General features: G+C 66.7%; 15 protein-coding genes. 8 read left to right on the top strand and 7 right to left on the bottom strand.

What is annotated here, in order from left to right:
* Nucleotides 1-5 precede the first annotated feature (5 nt).
* Together JIP62_RS12175 and JIP62_RS12170 are read right to left on the bottom strand one after the other, a co-directional pair.
* The gene (locus JIP62_RS12175) at nucleotides 6-1,679 is read right to left on the bottom strand and encodes a serine hydrolase (protein WP_201102435.1); all 1,674 of its coding nucleotides are present in this window, start codon (nucleotides 1,677-1,679) and stop codon (nucleotides 6-8) included.
* Between the two features lie 81 nt (nucleotides 1,680-1,760).
* Complete coding sequence (locus tag JIP62_RS12170) at nucleotides 1,761-1,907, bottom strand: hypothetical protein (protein WP_201102434.1); 147 nt, start codon at nucleotides 1,905-1,907, stop codon at nucleotides 1,761-1,763.
* A gap of 197 nt (nucleotides 1,908-2,104) precedes the next feature.
* Between JIP62_RS12170 and JIP62_RS12165 the strand changes: the two genes are divergently transcribed.
* On the top strand, nucleotides 2,105-2,893 hold the full coding sequence (locus JIP62_RS12165; protein ID WP_201102433.1) for an enoyl-CoA hydratase-related protein: 789 nt from the start codon (nucleotides 2,105-2,107) through the stop codon (nucleotides 2,891-2,893).
* 3 nt (nucleotides 2,894-2,896) lie between these two features.
* Here the strand turns inward: JIP62_RS12165 and JIP62_RS12160 are convergent, their stop codons facing one another.
* Entirely contained in the window at nucleotides 2,897-3,229 is a 333-nt protein-coding gene (locus JIP62_RS12160; RefSeq protein ID WP_201102432.1) for a hypothetical protein, read from the bottom strand.
* A gap of 250 nt (nucleotides 3,230-3,479) precedes the next feature.
* Here JIP62_RS12160 and rpsT point away from each other — a divergent pair, with 250 nt between their 5' ends.
* The 7 genes from rpsT to JIP62_RS12125 all read left to right on the top strand — a co-directional run bounded on the left by rpsT (nucleotide 3,480) and on the right by JIP62_RS12125 (nucleotide 9,786).
* Nucleotides 3,480-3,749, top strand: coding sequence for a 30S ribosomal protein S20 (gene rpsT / locus JIP62_RS12155; RefSeq protein ID WP_201102431.1), 270 nt, complete (start codon nucleotides 3,480-3,482; stop codon nucleotides 3,747-3,749).
* Nucleotides 3,750-4,208: 459 nt separating this feature from the next.
* Nucleotides 4,209-5,636 (top strand): chromosomal replication initiator protein DnaA, encoded by a 1,428-nt coding sequence (dnaA, locus tag JIP62_RS12150; RefSeq protein ID WP_201104745.1) that lies wholly within the window; start codon nucleotides 4,209-4,211, stop codon nucleotides 5,634-5,636.
* Between the two features lie 154 nt (nucleotides 5,637-5,790).
* Nucleotides 5,791-6,909: a DNA polymerase III subunit beta gene (gene dnaN, locus JIP62_RS12145; protein ID WP_201102430.1), complete on the top strand. Its 1,119-nt coding sequence runs from the start codon at nucleotides 5,791-5,793 to the stop codon at nucleotides 6,907-6,909.
* A gap of 88 nt (nucleotides 6,910-6,997) precedes the next feature.
* Nucleotides 6,998-8,128: a DNA replication/repair protein RecF gene (gene recF, locus JIP62_RS12140; protein ID WP_201102429.1), complete on the top strand. Its 1,131-nt coding sequence runs from the start codon at nucleotides 6,998-7,000 to the stop codon at nucleotides 8,126-8,128.
* Nucleotides 8,129-8,184: 56 nt separating this feature from the next.
* Complete coding sequence (locus tag JIP62_RS12135; RefSeq protein ID WP_201102428.1) at nucleotides 8,185-8,445, top strand: ribonuclease; 261 nt, start codon at nucleotides 8,185-8,187, stop codon at nucleotides 8,443-8,445.
* 61 nt (nucleotides 8,446-8,506) lie between these two features.
* On the top strand, nucleotides 8,507-9,010 hold the full coding sequence (locus JIP62_RS12130; protein WP_201102427.1) for a hypothetical protein: 504 nt from the start codon (nucleotides 8,507-8,509) through the stop codon (nucleotides 9,008-9,010).
* A complete protein-coding gene (locus tag JIP62_RS12125; RefSeq protein WP_201102426.1) occupies nucleotides 9,007-9,786 on the top strand; it encodes a phosphatase PAP2 family protein in 780 nt (259 codons plus the stop codon). Before JIP62_RS12130 ends, JIP62_RS12125 begins: the two co-directional genes overlap by 4 nt.
* Here the strand turns inward: JIP62_RS12125 and aguB are convergent.
* The 4 genes from aguB to msrA form a co-directional block, all read right to left on the bottom strand.
* Nucleotides 9,783-10,649 carry an N-carbamoylputrescine amidase gene (aguB, locus tag JIP62_RS12120; protein ID WP_201102425.1) on the bottom strand — a complete coding sequence of 289 codons (867 nt, stop codon included), beginning with the start codon at nucleotides 10,647-10,649 and terminating at the stop codon, nucleotides 9,783-9,785. The two genes, JIP62_RS12125 and aguB, sit on opposite strands and share 4 nt — an antisense overlap.
* Nucleotides 10,649-11,608 (bottom strand): agmatine deiminase family protein, encoded by a 960-nt coding sequence (locus JIP62_RS12115; protein WP_230974910.1) that lies wholly within the window; start codon nucleotides 11,606-11,608, stop codon nucleotides 10,649-10,651. The genes aguB and JIP62_RS12115 overlap by 1 nt, the downstream gene beginning before the upstream one ends.
* Before the next feature lie 316 nt (nucleotides 11,609-11,924).
* A complete protein-coding gene (locus tag JIP62_RS12110; protein WP_230974747.1) occupies nucleotides 11,925-14,591 on the bottom strand; it encodes a TonB-dependent receptor in 2,667 nt (888 codons plus the stop codon).
* A 156-nt stretch (nucleotides 14,592-14,747) separates the two neighbouring features.
* Nucleotides 14,748-15,395 carry a peptide-methionine (S)-S-oxide reductase MsrA gene (msrA, locus tag JIP62_RS12105; RefSeq protein WP_201102423.1) on the bottom strand — a complete coding sequence of 216 codons (648 nt, stop codon included), beginning with the start codon at nucleotides 15,393-15,395 and terminating at the stop codon, nucleotides 14,748-14,750.
* Between the last annotated feature and the right edge of the window lie 42 nt (nucleotides 15,396-15,437).

Genomic DNA, 15,437 nt, shown 5'->3' with positions numbered 1-15,437 from the left:
GACCCCTATTCCACCCGCACCAGACGCAGATCGCGGATCCGTCCGTTATTGAGGTGCAGGGTCGTGACCCGGCCGCTCTCGTCACGCTGGAACCACAGGGTGCCGGGGCCGCCCATGAAGGTGTCGGCCTGGGCGGGAGACAGGGCCTGTGGGGCATCGCTGCCGCGCGACAGGGTCAGGCCGTTGTCCACGACCGATACCGTCATCCGCACCGGTATCTCGTCGCTGACATAGGTGCCCACGAAGGATTCCAGGTCGGCCGGGGCGGGCGTGAACCAGGGCTTGCGCGTATAGGTGACCGTGCCGCGATCGACGGTGGTCACCTCAAGACGGTCCTCTGATAGTACGCTCACCGTGGCCGACCCCATCCGGTACTGATCCGGTCCGGTCTGGATCAGGCGTTGCCCCCGCAGCGTCGGATAGCCTTCCGCATCGACCGCGAGGGTCAGAGGCGGTTCGGCCCCCTCGCCGACGAACAGGCCGGGCGCCGGCGGCGTGCGCCCCTCGGCAAAGGCTCCGGTCTCCGCCACGGGATCAGCCCGATCCGGCAGATAGAGGGCCGCGACCGACCGGCCCAAGGCCCCGCCGTCGGCTTCTGCCGTATTGCACAGCAGGGCGATCGACAGCCCGACCTCGGGATAGCGGCCCAGCCACGCGCGGTATCCGGCGGTCGAACCGGCATGAGCAACCTCTGTCACCCCGCGATAGCGGTCCACAAAAAGGCCGAGGCCATAGGCGATCTGGCGTCCGCCCGCCGTGCCCCGCTCCTGCATGGCCTCGACCATGGCGGGCGGCAGCCGGCCGTCGTCCAGCGCCCGGTTCCAGTTCAACAGGTCCTCGACCGTGGTCAGCATGCCGCCGTTGCCATAGGCGTTCTCGAACGGCATGGCCTGGTGATAGGTGCCGCCCCGTCGGCCATAGGCAATGGCGCGTCCCGGCACGACGGCACTGAAATCGTCGCGCCAGCGGCTGTGGGTCATGCCCAGGGGCTGAAACAGCCGCTCCTGAGTGAACTCGGCCAGGCTCTGGCCCGTGATCCTCTGGATGATGACCGCCGAGAGGTTGTAGCCGGCATTGGTGTACTGCCACTCGCTGCCGGGCACGAAATTGGTCTGGCGCTGACGGGCCGTGATGCGGACAGTGTCGTCATTGGTCACCGTGCGGGTGCCGCGCGGCCAGCCCTCCATCTCGACCACAGCGCCCCAGTCGCGCAGGCCGCTGGTGTGGTTCAGCAACATGCGGATGGTGATCGGGGTGCCATAGTCGGGCAGTTCGGGGACATAAGCCCGGACATCGTGATCCAGACCGATCCGGCCATCCTGGACCAGCAGCAGGATGGAGGCGGCCACCACCTGTTTGGACACCGACCCTGCTTCATAGACCGTATCGGGGCGGGCGCGGACGCCATGCTCCATCTCTGCCAGGCCATAGGCCCGGATAAGCGGTGCACCCTTGCCGCGCTGAACGCCCACCGTGCAGCCCGGTGTGCTGTCGGTGTCCCAGCGGGCGAAAACGCCGTCCAGGCCGGGTTCGGAAGAGGATGCAGGGGTCTGGGGCGCCGTCGGTGTCGTCTGGGCCACGGCTGAGCCCGCGCTGAGCAGAACGGCCGCAAAGGCGCAGCTGGCCCAGTTCCGGGCGGAGCGCGAGCGGATGGGATCAGGGGTCGGCAGGACAGACATCAGAGACCTTGTGGGATCAGCGCGAGCGCAAGGCTCGCAAGCTATCCGCCTGCCGACAAGGTCTTTGCGATAACGGGAGCGTCAACCGCCGAGGTTGAGCACCCCGCCTTCATGCAGCAGGCCCACCAGAGCCCTTCCGGCGATCAGCCAGAAGGCGAGACTGCCAACCAGGGCCAGAACCAGGCCCCGATCGTAGAACCAGCGCCGCAGCGCCTTGAACGATAGCATCACACCATCCTCCCCCGGCCGACTCGCTCATGACGCGCCGTACCGAACCGGCATATTAGCTTTTTCAGGTTGTTCTGAAAACTTCGCTAATCAGGCAACGCACGGAATTTCGAACGGCTCCCGAAACATCGGCGGAGCGCTATTCCCGGTCGTTCCGCGTGGGGTAAGACGGGACGTACCCTTCAGGAGCGAATGCCATGGCCGATACCTATTCCAACCTGCTGATCGAGCGCCACGCGGATGGCTATGCCGTGGTGACCCTGAATCGGCCCGAGGCGCTGAATGCGCTGAATTCGGCGCTGTTCGCCGATCTGGCGGCCTTTCTCGACGCGGTGGAGCAGGACGACAGCGTGCGCTGTCTGATCCTGACGGGCTCCGGCGACAAGGCGTTCGCCGCTGGTGCTGACATCAAGGAAATGTCCGACCAGTCCTATGCCGATATGTACAAGGGCAACTTCTTTGCCCTTGGCCACGACCGGATCGTGCGGTTCCGAAAGCCGATCATTGCCGCGGTCAACGGCTTTGCCCTGGGCGGGGGCTGCGAACTGGCCATGCTGTGCGACTTCATCGTCGCTTCGGACAAGGCGAAATTCGGCCAGCCCGAGATCAATCTGGGCGTGGCCCCTGGCATCGGCGGATCCCAGCGCCTGACCCGACTGGTCGGCAAGTCCAAGGCCATGGACATGGTCCTGACGGCGCGGATGATGGATGCCGCCGAGGCGGAACGGGCTGGCCTGGCCAGCCGCATCTTCCCCCACGACACCCTGCTGGATGAAACGCGCAAGATCGCGGCCCGGATCGCGGCCCAGAGCCCCCTGGCCATCGTCGCCAACAAAGAGATGGTCAACGCCGCCCTGGAGACGACCCTGACCCAGGGCGTCCAGTTCGAACGGCGCCTGTTCCACAGCCTGTTCGCCTTCGAGGATCAGAAGGAGGGCATGGCCGCCTTCGTCGAAAAGCGGAAGCCCGTCTTCACGGGCCGCTGAGCCTCAGCACATCGCCAGGAAGTGGACCGTCAGGGACGGAGCCGTCTCGATTTCGCTGGAACGGCCCCCGGCGGGAATGGTCCAGTCCCGGACCACTTCCTGGGCGATCAGCATCTGCACTCGAGCGGGTCGGGTGCCACGGTTCTCGACATGGAAGATAAGGCGGCTGTTGCGGATCGAACTGACCGCGAACACCCGCCCCTGGCCCGATGCGCAGTCTATCCGCTGATCCTCAGGGGCGCGATCCCGATAGGTGACGCCCTGGTCCATCAGCTCGGCCGTATACTCTGCCATCATGGCATCGCTGCAGCCCCCGACGGCCAGTGCTGCCGTCATTGCCACCACCAACCCAACTGCCCGCATATTCTAAGCTCCCTCCTGTATGGCCAACACTCATAACGCGGGTCGCTGGCAGGCTGTAGAGGTTCAATGCAGACGTCAGATTGCGTCAGCCGCCTGGGTGGCGAGGCGAGTATCCAAGACTCAGCTTGCCGGGCGCGACCCTTTCCGCTATAGCCGCCCGCTCTTGAGATTTCTGCGCCGTGGACGTGTGGTCCGCGGCGTTTTCGCACCATAGGTTTGACTGATGGCCAACAACCCCGGCGCCCGTAAGGCGATCCGCAAGATCGAAGCGCGGACCGAAGTGAACCGTGCGCGTCGCACCCGCGTCCGCACCTATCTGCGCCGCTTCCAGGAGGCGATCGCCGCCGCCGACGCCGGTGCCGCCAAGGCCGCTTTCGTCGAGGCTCAATCCGAGCTGATGCGGGCGGTGTCCAAGGGCGTCGTTCACAAGAATACCGGCTCGCGCAAAGTCAGCCGCCTGGCCGCCCAGCTGAAGAAAATTTCGGCGGCTTGATCTGACGCGTTCGGATGGGTCGTCATCGACCTGTCGTCGGAAAAACTAGAGAATTCAATGGCGAGAGAGCTCCTGCTCTCTCGCCATATTCGTGTCCGCCGCTAACCCCTCGTGGGTGAATGGGCGCTCGCCTCGGTGGCGAAATAGCCAAAATCCCAAGCCCGATTTGGCTTTAGCGGAGTCAACAAATTTAACTGCAATCGGCCGAACGAATCAGCGTTGACCCACCCCGCGCCGAGGGTAAGTTTTGGCCTCTAACGCACTTCCATCCCAACACGGATGAAGGCGGCGCGGGACATGGTTCCGTGTCGGCGGGAGCAGTCTGTCCACAAGGTCGACCCCCCTTGTGAAGCCCTCGCTTCACGAGATGGGAACCGTCGTCCCTGTGTTCCGGCCTCCGAAGGGCGTCGTCTGTCTTTTAAGGAACGCGGGGTGGCTGAGGTGACGGGAGGCGTGGCTATGGCGGGGGTGACCGCAGGGATGACGGATCCGGATCGCATCTGGAGCGAGGCCGCGCTGCGCCTTCGTGCCGAGATCGGCGAGGGTCCGTTCAGTTCCTACATCGCCCCGTCGAGCGTGCGCCTGGATGGGTCCGGCCAGCTGGTTCTGGTCACGCCCACCGTCTATGCCCGCGACTGGGTCCGCAAGAATGCCCTGCGCCGGATGAACGAGCTGTGGCTGGGCCTGGACGGGCTGTCGCGCCGTCTGGACGTGCGCTGCCGGGCAGAGATGGGGTCTGCCCCTCCGGCCTGCGCCGTCGCGCGTGGGGACGCCCCCTCGCCCGCTGCGGCCGTGATACCGATGGCCACTGTGGCCCCTGTTGCTGACGGGGCGCGTGCCGTTCGTGCTGCCGGCCTGCAGGAGCGCCTGACGTTCGACACCTTCGTGGAGGGTCAGGGCAATGCCTTCGCCCTGGCCATCGCCCGTCAAGCCGCCACCTGGGCCGATGGTCATTTCAATCCGATCGTATTCTGCGGCCCCTATGGCTACGGCAAGACGCACCTGCTGAACGCCATCGCCTGGGAGGCGCAGCGCCTGCGCCCCGACGCCAAGGTCGTCTATCTGACCGCCGAACGGTTCCTGTCGACCTTCGTGCGCGCCATGCAGGACCGCTCCACGGCAGCCTTCAAGGAAAGCCTGCGCGGGGCGGACATGCTGCTGATCGACGACGTTCAGTTCGTCGGCGGCAAGGCCTCGACCCAGGAAGAACTGCTGTCGACCCTGACGGCCCTGATCGAGGACGGCAAGCGGATCGTCCTGTCGGCCGACCGTCCGCCCATGGCCCTGACCGAGGTCGAGCCTCGCCTGCGCAGCCATCTGGCCTCGGGCCTGACCTGCCCGGTCGAGCCGGCCGATCGCGCCCTGAAACTGGCCGTGGCCCGTCATCGCCTGGAGGCGCTTGGCCGTCTTGGCGTCGTCTCGGGCCAGGCCCGTCCCGACGTGCTGGAACATCTGGTCGATCGCACCCCCGGCTCGATGCGTGAACTGGAAGGCACGGTGAATACCCTGGCCGCCGTCGCCGGTGCCCGGCTGTCTTCGCTGACGGTCGAAGAGGTCAAGGGCCTGCTGGGTGCGGCCCTGCGCGGCGGTCCCGATCGCCGGATCACCGTCGACGAGATCCAGAAGACCGTCGCCGATCATTTCAGCCTGAAACAGGCCGACCTGCTGAGCGAACGCCGCACCCGCGCCGTCGCCCGCCCCCGCCAGATCGCCATGTGGCTGTGCAAGCAGCACACCACCCGCTCCTATCCCGACATCGGCCGCCGTTTTGGCGGACGCGACCACACCACCGTCCTGCACGGTGTCCGCAAGGTCGAGGAACTGATGGCCGCCGACGACCAGATTGCCCGCGACGTCGAGGCCCTGACCCGCAAGCTGCGGGGCTAGGACGCGCGGCTTTCCCCTCCCCCTCCGGGGGGAGGGACAAGGCCTGTGAACAACCCGCATCCCCTTCCTTGCCCCACGCGCCCAATCCGCTAGTGTCCAAGGCCCTCTATCCGCGGTGACGCTCACCTGAGTCGCCGCAACCGGGCGATACGACATGCAGCTGACCATCGAACGATCCGCGCTTCTCCGGGCCCTCGGCCACGTGCAGAGTGTGGTCGAGCGGCGCAACACCATCCCGATCCTGTCCAATGTCCTGCTGTCGGCCGGGCGCGACCGCCTGTCGTTCGCCGCCACCGACCTGGACATGGAAATGACCGACGAGGCCGAGGCCCAGGTCCATGTCGAGGGCCAGATCACGGCCCCCGCCCACACCCTGTATGAAATCGTCCGCAAGCTGTCGGACGGGGCCGAGGTGTCCCTGTCCTATAACGGCGACGACCCCCGCCTGGTGGTCTCGGCCGGGCGGTCGAAATTCAACCTGCCGGTCCTGCCGGCCGGGGACTTCCCGATCATGTCCAGCGATGCCTCGGGCACCCGCTATGCCATGCCCAAGGAAGACCTGGCCCGTCTGATCGACAAGACCCGCTTCGCCGTCTCCACCGAGGAGACGCGCTATTATCTGAACGGTCTTTATCTCCACACCGTGGCCGAGGCGGGCGTGCCCATGCTGCGCGCCGTGGCGACCGACGGTCACCGCCTGGCCCTGGCCGAGACCCCCGCGCCCGAAGGGGCCGCCGGTGGCCCCGGCGTGATCGTGCCCCGCAAGACGGTGGATCAGGTCCGCCGCCTGCTGGACGACGGCTCCGGCCCGGTCGAGGTCCAGGTCTCGGCCCAGAAGATCCGCTTCGAGTTCGGCCAGGCCTCCCTGACGTCCAAGGTGATCGACGGGGCCTTCCCCGACTATATGCGGGTCATCCCCAAGGGGAACGACAAACAGGCCGACATCGACAATACCGTCTTCGCCTCGGCCGTCGACCGGGTGGCCACCATCTCGGCGGAAAAGAGCCGCTCGGTGAAACTGGCCTTCGACACCGATCGGGTAAAGCTGACCGTCCGCAACATGGAAGCCGGTCAGGCCGAGGAAGAGATCGAGATCGGCTATTCCGAAGAACCGTTCGAAATCGGCTTCAACGCCCGATACCTGATGGACGTCGCCGGCCAGATCACCGGCGAGACCGCCATGTTCAAATTCGCCGACCCCGCCTCGCCCACGCTCGTCCTCGATCCGGGCGATCCGGGCGTCCAATATGTGCTGATGCCGCTGCGGGTGTGACGCGGAGTCTGAGCGACACTCTCTTTTCCGCTCATCCCGGCGAAAGCCGGGATGAGCAGATTTGTGGGTTCGGTCACCCCACATACCCTTGATCACCGCCCTCACCCTCACCGACTTCCGCTCCTATGCGGTGGCGACCCTGGCCCTGCCGCCGGGGCCGGTGGTGCTGTATGGGCCGAACGGGGCGGGCAAGACCAATCTGCTGGAGGCGATCAGCCTGCTGACCCCCGGCAAGGGACTGCGCGGAGCCACGGCACCCGAGATGGGCCGCCGCGAACCGGGCGAGGCGACCGGCCGGGCCTGGGCCGTCGCGGTCACCCTGGATGGCGAGGACGGCGAAGTGCGGCTGGGCACCGGCGTTCAAACGGCCGGGGCGGCCCGGCGCACGGTCCGCATCGATGGCGAGACGGCCCCGCCCGGACGGTTGCTGGATCATCTGCGCCCGGTCTGGGCCACGCCCGAGCAGGACCGGCTGTTCTCGGACGCGCGGGCCGACCGGCTGCGGTTCTTCGACCGGCTGGTGTTCGCCGCCGACCCCGACCATGCCGCCGCCGTCTCGGCCTATGACAAGGCCCTGCGCGAGCGGCTGCGCCTGCTGACCGACGGAGCAGAGGGCCGAGAGGCCGATCCCCTTTGGCTGGACGCTCTGGAAGTCCGTCTGGGTGAGGCGGGGGCCCGGGCGGCCTCGGCGCGCGCCGGGGCGCTGAAGACGCTTCAGGCCGGCATCGATGCCCGCAACGACCGCCCCTTCCCCCAGGCGGACCTCGGTCTGACCGGAGAGGCGGAGACCCTGGCGCTGGGCGGCCAGCCGATGGCCGATATCGCCACCTCAATCCGTGAGGGCATGGCCCGGTCGCGGGCCCGCGACGCCGCCGCCGGGCGTTCCCTGTTCGGGCCGCATCGCTCGGACCTGACCGCCCTGCACCGCGAGAAGAACCGGCCCGCCGCCGAAGGGTCTTCCGGCGAACAGAAGGCCCTGGTGCTGAACCTGATCCTGGCCCAGATCGAGCGCCTGAAGGGGGGCGTGCCGCCGATCCTGCTGCTGGACGAGGCACCGGCCCACCTGGACACGGCCCGCCGCGCTGCCCTGTTCGAGGAGATCGTCGCCCTCGGCCTTCAAGCCTTCATGACCGGAACCGAGGCAGACCTCTTTGCCGATCTGAAAGGGCGTGCCGCCTTCGTGCGGGTCGAAGACGGCGGTCTGTCGCCTCAGATCTGAGGGGAACCGAAGCGGCCGCCGACGGCTTCCTTGCGGGTCACAAGGGAGATCATGCCATGACCGACTCCAACGCAGAGAACCACGAGGCCGTCGAAGCGGAGGCCATGGGTGAGAAGCCCGATACCGGCCGCCAGACCGACGCCCTGATCGACGCCCTGTCCGGCTCCAACATGGGGTCGGATACCCAGGCCGGATCCCTTCGCGGCGGCTCGGCCTCGGGCTCCGATGTTGATCCCGATCAGGAAGCGATCGACGAGGCCCTGACCCAGGAAGGTGAAGGAATGAAAGACGAAACGGACGGCGGATCGAATATCTGACCGCCTTGCTGACGCCGCATCCTTGGGCCACGGTAACGAAAGATTTCAGAGTACGACGAGGATGATGGTTTTGAAAAAGCCGATGCTGGCGATGGCGGCCGTGGTTCTGACTCTGGCCGCCTGCGACACGCGCGGTGCTGCCCCCACCGAAGCCGAAGCGACCGATCAGGGCACGGTCGCCGAAGCCGGTCGCGCATCGGACGCTGCCTCGTCGCCAGCGCCGAATACAGGCCCCGCGGCCACCCCACAGGGCCAGGTTCCGGTCTTTGCGGCCCTTTATCCGGATGCCGCCGTCAGCGCGCCCGCGACGCTCGCGGACGGTGCCGATGGTCCCGGCGGTCTGGTCTCCTTCACGACCAAAGCCGCGCCGGATGTTGTCGTCGGCTTCTACAAGCAGCGGGCCGAGACTGCGGGCCTGACCTCGATCTCTGCGATGAACCAGGGCGAGGCTCGCGCCTATGCCGCTGCATCGCCGGACGGCAGCGGGGCCAGCGTGCAGGTCGTCGCGGCCCCGGCCGAAGACGGCACCACCTCCGTTCAGCTCAGCTGGAGCGCGGGCCGGTGAAACGCGCGCGGCGAGCGGCCGGAGCCGTCGCTGCCGCCGGTCTGGTGATCCTGTCGTCCGCCTGCACCACCGCACGCCCTGTAACGGCCACGACGGCACTGGCGGGATATCTGCCCGCGCCAGCCATGGCCGCGGGCCCAGCCCCCAGCGAGCCTTCGTCAACGGACCGGCAGCAATCGCTGGCCCTGGCGGCTCTGGTCGATACCGATCGCTGGTTCATGGCCACAGCCCATGCCGAGTTGTCGCCGACGCTGGCCGTCCAGCATTTCGACTGCCGCCTCGGCACGCGCATAGAGGCTTTACCGACGCCAGCGCTGGACCGCCTGATGACCCGTCTCGCCACCGATGTGATGGCACGCATCACGGCCCTTCGCCCGGCTGAGGGTCGTCCGGGCCCGGTGGCGATGGAGCCGGGACGGCGAAGCTGTGTCCGGCTGACGGCGACGCGGCAGGCTCAGCCGTCCTGGCCCTCGGGGGCTGCCGCCCTCGGAGTCGCCTATGGTGAGGCCCTGGCCCTGCTGGCCCCCGACCGCGCCGAAGCCGTGCGCGGCATGGGTGCCGCCATCGGCCACAGCGCTGCTGTCTGCGGCCTGGTCTGGCCCAGCGACGTCGCCGCAGGCGCCGAAGTGGGCCGCACAGTCTTTGCGCAAGTGGCCACCACGCCCGAGTTCATCGCCGACGCCCAGGCCGCGCGGGCCGAGATTGACGCCGCCCGGGCCAGCGGCCTGACCAACCCCGGCTGTGCCGCCGAACGCCGGGCGCTCGCTCTGAACTAGGCCGGGCGCGGGCTGGCCAGCGCGCCATACAGTTCAGGCCGCCGGTCGCGGAAGAAGCCCCAGGCCGCCCGGTGCCGGTCCAGGAAGTCCAGGTCGAAGCTGTGGACCAGCACCCCCTCCTCCCGGTCCAGGCTCTGGACCAGATCGCCGCGATGATCGGCGATGAAGGAATGGCCGTAAAAGGTCTGGCCTGCCGCCGTCACCGTTTCATGGCCGATGCGGTTGGCGCCGACCACCGGCACGACATTGGACACAGCGTGCCCCTGCATGGCGCGCCGCCACGGCTGGGCGGTGTCCAGAGTATCGTCGTGCGGCTCGGTGCCGATGGCCGTCGGGTACATCAGGACCTCGGCCCCCATCAGCATCATCGCCCGCGCCGTCTCTGGGTACCACTGGTCCCAGCAGATGCCGACGCCGACCCGTCCGAACCGCGTGGACCAGACCTTGAAGCCCGTGTCGCCGGGCCGGAAGTAATATTTCTCCTGATAGCCGGGGCCGTCCGGAATATGGCTTTTACGATAGACGCCCAGCGGCGAGCCGTCGGCATCCAGCATGACCAGACTGTTGAAATAGTGGGGTCCCTCCCGCTCGAAGATCGAGACCGGAATGGCCACCCCCAGGTCCTTGGCCAGGTCCGCCATGGCGATCACCGCCGGATGCTCGCGCCAGGCGTAGGCGGTGCCGAACCAGTGCTCCTCCTGACTGACGCAGAAATAAGGCCCCTGGAACAGCTCCGACGGCAGGATCACCTGCGCGCCCTGCGATGCCGCCTGTTTCACCAGATTGGCCGTCTTGGCGATGTTCGCCTCCATGTCCTCGCCATAGGACGTTTGAAGGGCAGCGACTGAGATGGTGCGGGTCATTATTCGGGCTCCTGCTGGCTGATGCAGTGGAACGATCCTCCGCCTGACAGGATGGCCAGGGACGGCAGGGGGATGATCTTGCGATCGGGGAATACGGTGGCCAGGCCCTGGCATGCCAGGTCGGCGGCCCGCGCGTCGCCATAGGTCGGCACGATCACCGCGCCATTGGCGATCAGGAAATTCATGTGGCTGGCCGGCACGGGCTTCTCGTCCTCGTCACCGACGAAACCGGGTGACGGCAGGCGCAGCACGGTGATCGGGTTGCCGTCGGCGTCGGTCATCTGGGACAGGGCCTGGGCTACCGCGTCATAGACATCGTCGTTGGGATCACCGCGCCCCCAGGCTACCGGACAGGCCACCACCCCCGGCGCCACGAACCGGGCCAGGTTGTCGACATGGCCATCGGTGTGGTCGTTCAGCAGGCCGTCGCCCAGCCACAGCACCTTGCGCGCCCCCAGGGCTTTTGCGAGCGCCGCCTCGGCCAGATCCTGCGTCCAGCCGGGATTGCGATTGGGGTTCAGCAGGCATTGCCGCGTGGTCAGGATGGTGCCGCGCCCATCGTGATCCAGGGCCCCGCCCTCCAGCACCACATCGTGGCGGGTCAGCGTAACACCGGAAGCCGCACCGATCTGATCGGCGACGGTATCGTCATGCTCCAGCTCATACTTCCCGCCCCAGCCGTTGAAGCGGAAGGCGGCGGCATTGGCCGATCCCTCACCAAAGATGGGGCCGGTGTCTCTCAGCCAGATGTCGCCAAAGCGTCCATCGACGACGGTCACCCCAGCTACGCCCGCGAACCGCGCCTTGGCCTCGGCCAGGGCCTCGGGATGACCGACCATCAGGCGCACCTGCTCCCGGCCGGGCCCGGCCAGGGCGCGGACCAGGGCCTCGACCTCGGCCTGCGCCGGTTCCAGGTTGTCCTCCCAAAGATCGGCGTGGCTGGGCCAGCCGACCCACATCGCCCGGTGCGGGGCCCACTCCGCCGGGATCGGCGCGGTGGCGATGGAGGCGGAAACGGTCGTCATCGGCGGCGGTCCTGATCGGCCAAGAGGCAAGCCGCGCCACATAGACATGCGTCGGTGTCAGTTCAACGGCAGTGCCGACAACCATGGCCATCGATCAAGCCGCGAGCGACCGCGCGGCAAGCACAGACGCCCCCACAAATATGGGCTCCAGTCGCGAGGTGCCGCGCGCCCAGTGGTAGCCCCAGAACAAGAAAAAGGCGGCCCCTTTCGGAGCCGCCTTCATCAGATTTAGAGCGGTGCGCTTCTGGATTTAGAAGCGCGTGCCCAGGGTGATCACGGCCGTGCGCGGGGCGCCGATGCCGAAGGTCCGCGGCGAGCCCGAGCGCGAGTTGACGCCCGCATTGGGGTTCACATCGGCGATCGGCAGAGCGTTGGTGCCCGACGAGATGTTGATCGGGTATTCCTCGTCGAACAGGTTCGACACGTTCACCTGCACATAGGCGTTCTTGACGCCGAACACGTCCGTCAGGTCATAGCGGGCGTCGAAATCGACGACCGTGTAGGACGGCACCAGTTCGTCGTTCACGTCGGTGGTGAAGCGCTCGTCGACCCACTTGGCTTGCAGACCGACCGAGAGGTTCTCGGTGACCAGCCAGTCACCGCGAACGGTGGCCATCCATTCCGGAGTCTCGACGACCTTCTTGCCGGCCGTCGGGATGATCAGGGGCGAACGCTGGTTGGGCGTGCAGCCGAAGCCGTTGGCACCCGGGGTCGTCACGCCGCCCGCCGGGCAGGTGAACGAACCGACGATTTGGTCTTCCTGCAGCTCGGCATTCAGATAGGTGGCCGAGGCGTACAGCGAGATGGCGTCGGTCACCGACCAGCCGATCGAACCTTCGGCACCGTAGGACGACACTTCACCGATGTTGCGATCGATGGTGGTGTTGAAGGTTTCCGAGGTCGGATCATTGTCCAGGGTCGAGACCACGCGGTTGCTGTAGTCGTTCTGGAAGATAGCCGCCGAAGCCACGACCGAAGAGGTCGTGTAGCGATAGCCGACTTCGTAGTTCTTGGTGAACTCGGGCTCGACGTCGTTGAAGGCGATCGGCTGGAGCGTGGTCGCCGTGGGGTTGCGGAAGGCGGTGTAGAGGTTGTCTGTCCGCGGCACGGCGATCTGCTCGGAGTAGCTGGCGTAGACGCTGCTTTCGCCGAAGTCGTAGCCGACCTGGAAGCTGGGCAGGATGTCGTCATACTCGAAGCGCTGCGAGTACGGGGCGACATACTGGTTGGTGTTGCCGGCGAACTGGACGTTGCCGTTGGCCAGGGTCGTGGCGACGGGCTGAGTCGTGCACAGGACCGTCGAGGTGCCGTTCTGGGTGTAGCAGAACTGGTTCAGGTTCCGCGCGAAGAAGGGCGCACGGGCACCGACCAGGATGGTCAGGGCATCGTTGAAGAAACGGCCACGGTAGTCGATCGAGAACTGGTTCAGGATCGCTTCCGAGAAACGGTCACGCGAGCGGTAGAAGGAGCCGTCGGTGCCGAAGACGCGGCGGGTTTCGTCGCCCCAGCCTTCCTTGCCGCCGTACACTTCGAACGGCTCCGAGCCTTGGTTGAAGCGCGTGGCCTCGCCCGTCTGGCGGTGACGTCCATAGTCGTTGGTGTAGGAGAAGGTCAGGCGGTGGTTGTCGGTGACGTCCCAGATCGCCGAGGCCAGCACGCCGTAACGACGGGTGTTGGTGTTCGACGGAGTGTACAGGCCGACGTTGTCGCAGCTGTCACCGTCGCCGTTCAGGTCCACGCCGCCGTTCAGGTTGTTGCCGGCCAGACAGGCGGTGGAGTTGTTGGCGCTGTTGCGGTCCAGACGGTCGTCACGCTCCTGCACCAGGGTGAAGCCGCCGCCGTTGGCCATCACATACTGGAACGAGGGGTCGATCGTGATGCGGAAGCTGTCGGTCAGGCCATAGCTGAAGTTACCGCGGATGTTGCCGGTGTCCGACGGATTGATCCGCAGGCCGTGATAGTTGGTGCAGCTGCCGGTGGCCGAGCTGCCGTCCGACAGGATGCGGACCGAACCGGTGCTTTCGTTCTGCACCGAGCCGTTGACGCCGGCAGGACGGAAGCAGGCGATGTCATTCTCGAGATAGCCGCCAGCGTTGAACTGGGCCAGGTTCACGAAGTTGTTGTAGAAATCGTTGCGGTTGCGGTTCCAGTGCGCCGAGATGGAGGCGAAGTTGCCGTCACCCAGGTTCTGGTACAGGCGAGCGTTGAACTGGCTCTTTTCCAGTTCGCCCGGGCCCTTGAACTTGTCGTAGCGGGTGTTCGAAATCGTCGCATAGGCCGTCGTGCCCCAGGGGCCGAAGGCACCCGTGTCGGCCCGCAGGAACACGCGGTGATAGTTGAACTCGCCGATCGAGGCCGTGGTCGAAACACCGGCTTCTTCGTACGGGATGGAGCTGATGTAGTTGATGATGCCGCCGATGGCCGCAGCCGTCGGGCTGTCGTTGTCGGTCGTGCCCTGGTTGACCGAGGCGCGCTCGATCAGTTCCGGGTCCAGCTGCTGGTTGCTGTAGGTGGCGTAGTTGCCGGTGTCGTTCAGCGGCACGCCGTCGAAGGCCAGACCGACGCGGTTGCCGTCGAAGCCACGCAGACGCAGGTTACCGCCCGAGTTGCCGTACGGGTCCGAGTTGGTGAAGTTCAGGCCGGGGACCAGGTTCAGCGACTGCAGGATGGTCTGGCCGGGGTTCTGACGGGCGATCAGCTCTTGCGTGATGGTCGAGCGGGTCTTGTCGACCGTCTGAGCGACGGCGCCGCCGACTTCGCGCGGGCCACGGACGCCGGTGACGACCAGTTCATCGACGTCGGTCGCTTCAGACGCGACGGTGCCGGTCGATTGGGCGGAAGCAGCACCGGCTACGAGCAGGCCGGTCACGAGGGCGGTGGTCGCCCAGAACACGCGTTTGCGGTTCATCATGGTCATCTATCCCCAGATGGTAAGGCCAATGGCCCCAGGCGACAGGCGACAGACCTGCCGTAATGTCGCCCCCTCTAGGCCCGCATCCTCAAGCTGGGACGACAGTCGTATGACAGAGATGTGACGACCACAGGGGGTGACCAAAGAGCCACACCGGTGTTTTCAGGCCCCCGCTTGTGCACCCCAGACGGCCCTCAGCCGCGCGCCACGGCCGCAGAAACGCGAATAACCGCCATATCGGGCCGGATTCCGCCGGGCAAAATCCTGATGGTAACTTTCGGCTGGCCAGAAGCGGGCGGCGGCCCGAACGGGTGTGACAAATCGCGCAGGGCCGATCACGGCGGCGGCGGCGGCGCGAGAGGCATTGGCCGCCGGGGCCTGAGCCGTCGTTGCGAATACAGCCGTCCCATAGGGCGCGCCGCGATCGCAGAACTGACCTGCCGCATCTGTCGGGTCGATCGTGCGCCAGAACCGGTCGACCAGCTGGCGGTAACTGATGCGCGCCGGGTCATAGGTGACCTGCACCGCTTCCAGGTGGCCCGTGCCACCGCGGACCACCTGATCATAGGTCGGATTGCTGGTGCGCCCGCCCGCAAATCCCGAAACGGCCGAGACGACGCCCGGCATGGCCTCGAAATTGGCCTCTACCGACCAGAAGCATCCTCCCGCGAAGACGGCCGTTTCGCGACGACCGCTGTCCTGGACCGAAGCGGCCTCGGCCCCCACTGCGGCGGGGCGGCTGACGGCCTCTCCCTGACCGCAGGCGGCGGCGGCGAACAGGGCGGCGATCATCAGGCGAGTGCGGGTCATGGCGATCCTCGGGTGCGGCGTCTGCAGATCATACGACGCACA

The sequence above is a fragment of the Brevundimonas vitisensis genome (assembly GCF_016656965.1).
Lineage (GTDB): Bacteria > Pseudomonadota > Alphaproteobacteria > Caulobacterales > Caulobacteraceae > Brevundimonas > Brevundimonas vitisensis.
This window is presented reverse-complemented; position numbering and strand designations above follow the sequence as displayed.

Coding starts and splice junctions, on each gene's coding strand:
- JIP62_RS12175 (WP_201102435.1), bottom strand. CDS start 1,679: ATGTCTGTCCTGCCGACCCCTGATCCCATCCGCTCGCGCTCCGCCCGG.
- JIP62_RS12170 (WP_201102434.1), bottom strand. CDS start 1,907: ATGCTATCGTTCAAGGCGCTGCGGCGCTGGTTCTACGATCGGGGCCTG.
- JIP62_RS12165 (WP_201102433.1), top strand. CDS start 2,105: ATGGCCGATACCTATTCCAACCTGCTGATCGAGCGCCACGCGGATGGC.
- JIP62_RS12160 (WP_201102432.1), bottom strand. CDS start 3,229: ATGACGGCAGCACTGGCCGTCGGGGGCTGCAGCGATGCCATGATGGCA.
- rpsT (WP_201102431.1), top strand. CDS start 3,480: ATGGCCAACAACCCCGGCGCCCGTAAGGCGATCCGCAAGATCGAAGCG.
- dnaA (WP_201104745.1), top strand. CDS start 4,209: ATGGCGGGGGTGACCGCAGGGATGACGGATCCGGATCGCATCTGGAGC.
- dnaN (WP_201102430.1), top strand. CDS start 5,791: ATGCAGCTGACCATCGAACGATCCGCGCTTCTCCGGGCCCTCGGCCAC.
- JIP62_RS12135 (WP_201102428.1), top strand. CDS start 8,185: ATGACCGACTCCAACGCAGAGAACCACGAGGCCGTCGAAGCGGAGGCC.
- JIP62_RS12130 (WP_201102427.1), top strand. CDS start 8,507: ATGATGGTTTTGAAAAAGCCGATGCTGGCGATGGCGGCCGTGGTTCTG.
- aguB (WP_201102425.1), bottom strand. CDS start 10,649: ATGACCCGCACCATCTCAGTCGCTGCCCTTCAAACGTCCTATGGCGAG.
- JIP62_RS12115 (WP_230974910.1), bottom strand. CDS start 11,608: ATGTGGGTCGGCTGGCCCAGCCACGCCGATCTTTGGGAGGACAACCTG.
- JIP62_RS12110 (WP_230974747.1), bottom strand. CDS start 14,591: ATGACCATGATGAACCGCAAACGCGTGTTCTGGGCGACCACCGCCCTC.
- msrA (WP_201102423.1), bottom strand. CDS start 15,395: ATGACCCGCACTCGCCTGATGATCGCCGCCCTGTTCGCCGCCGCCGCC.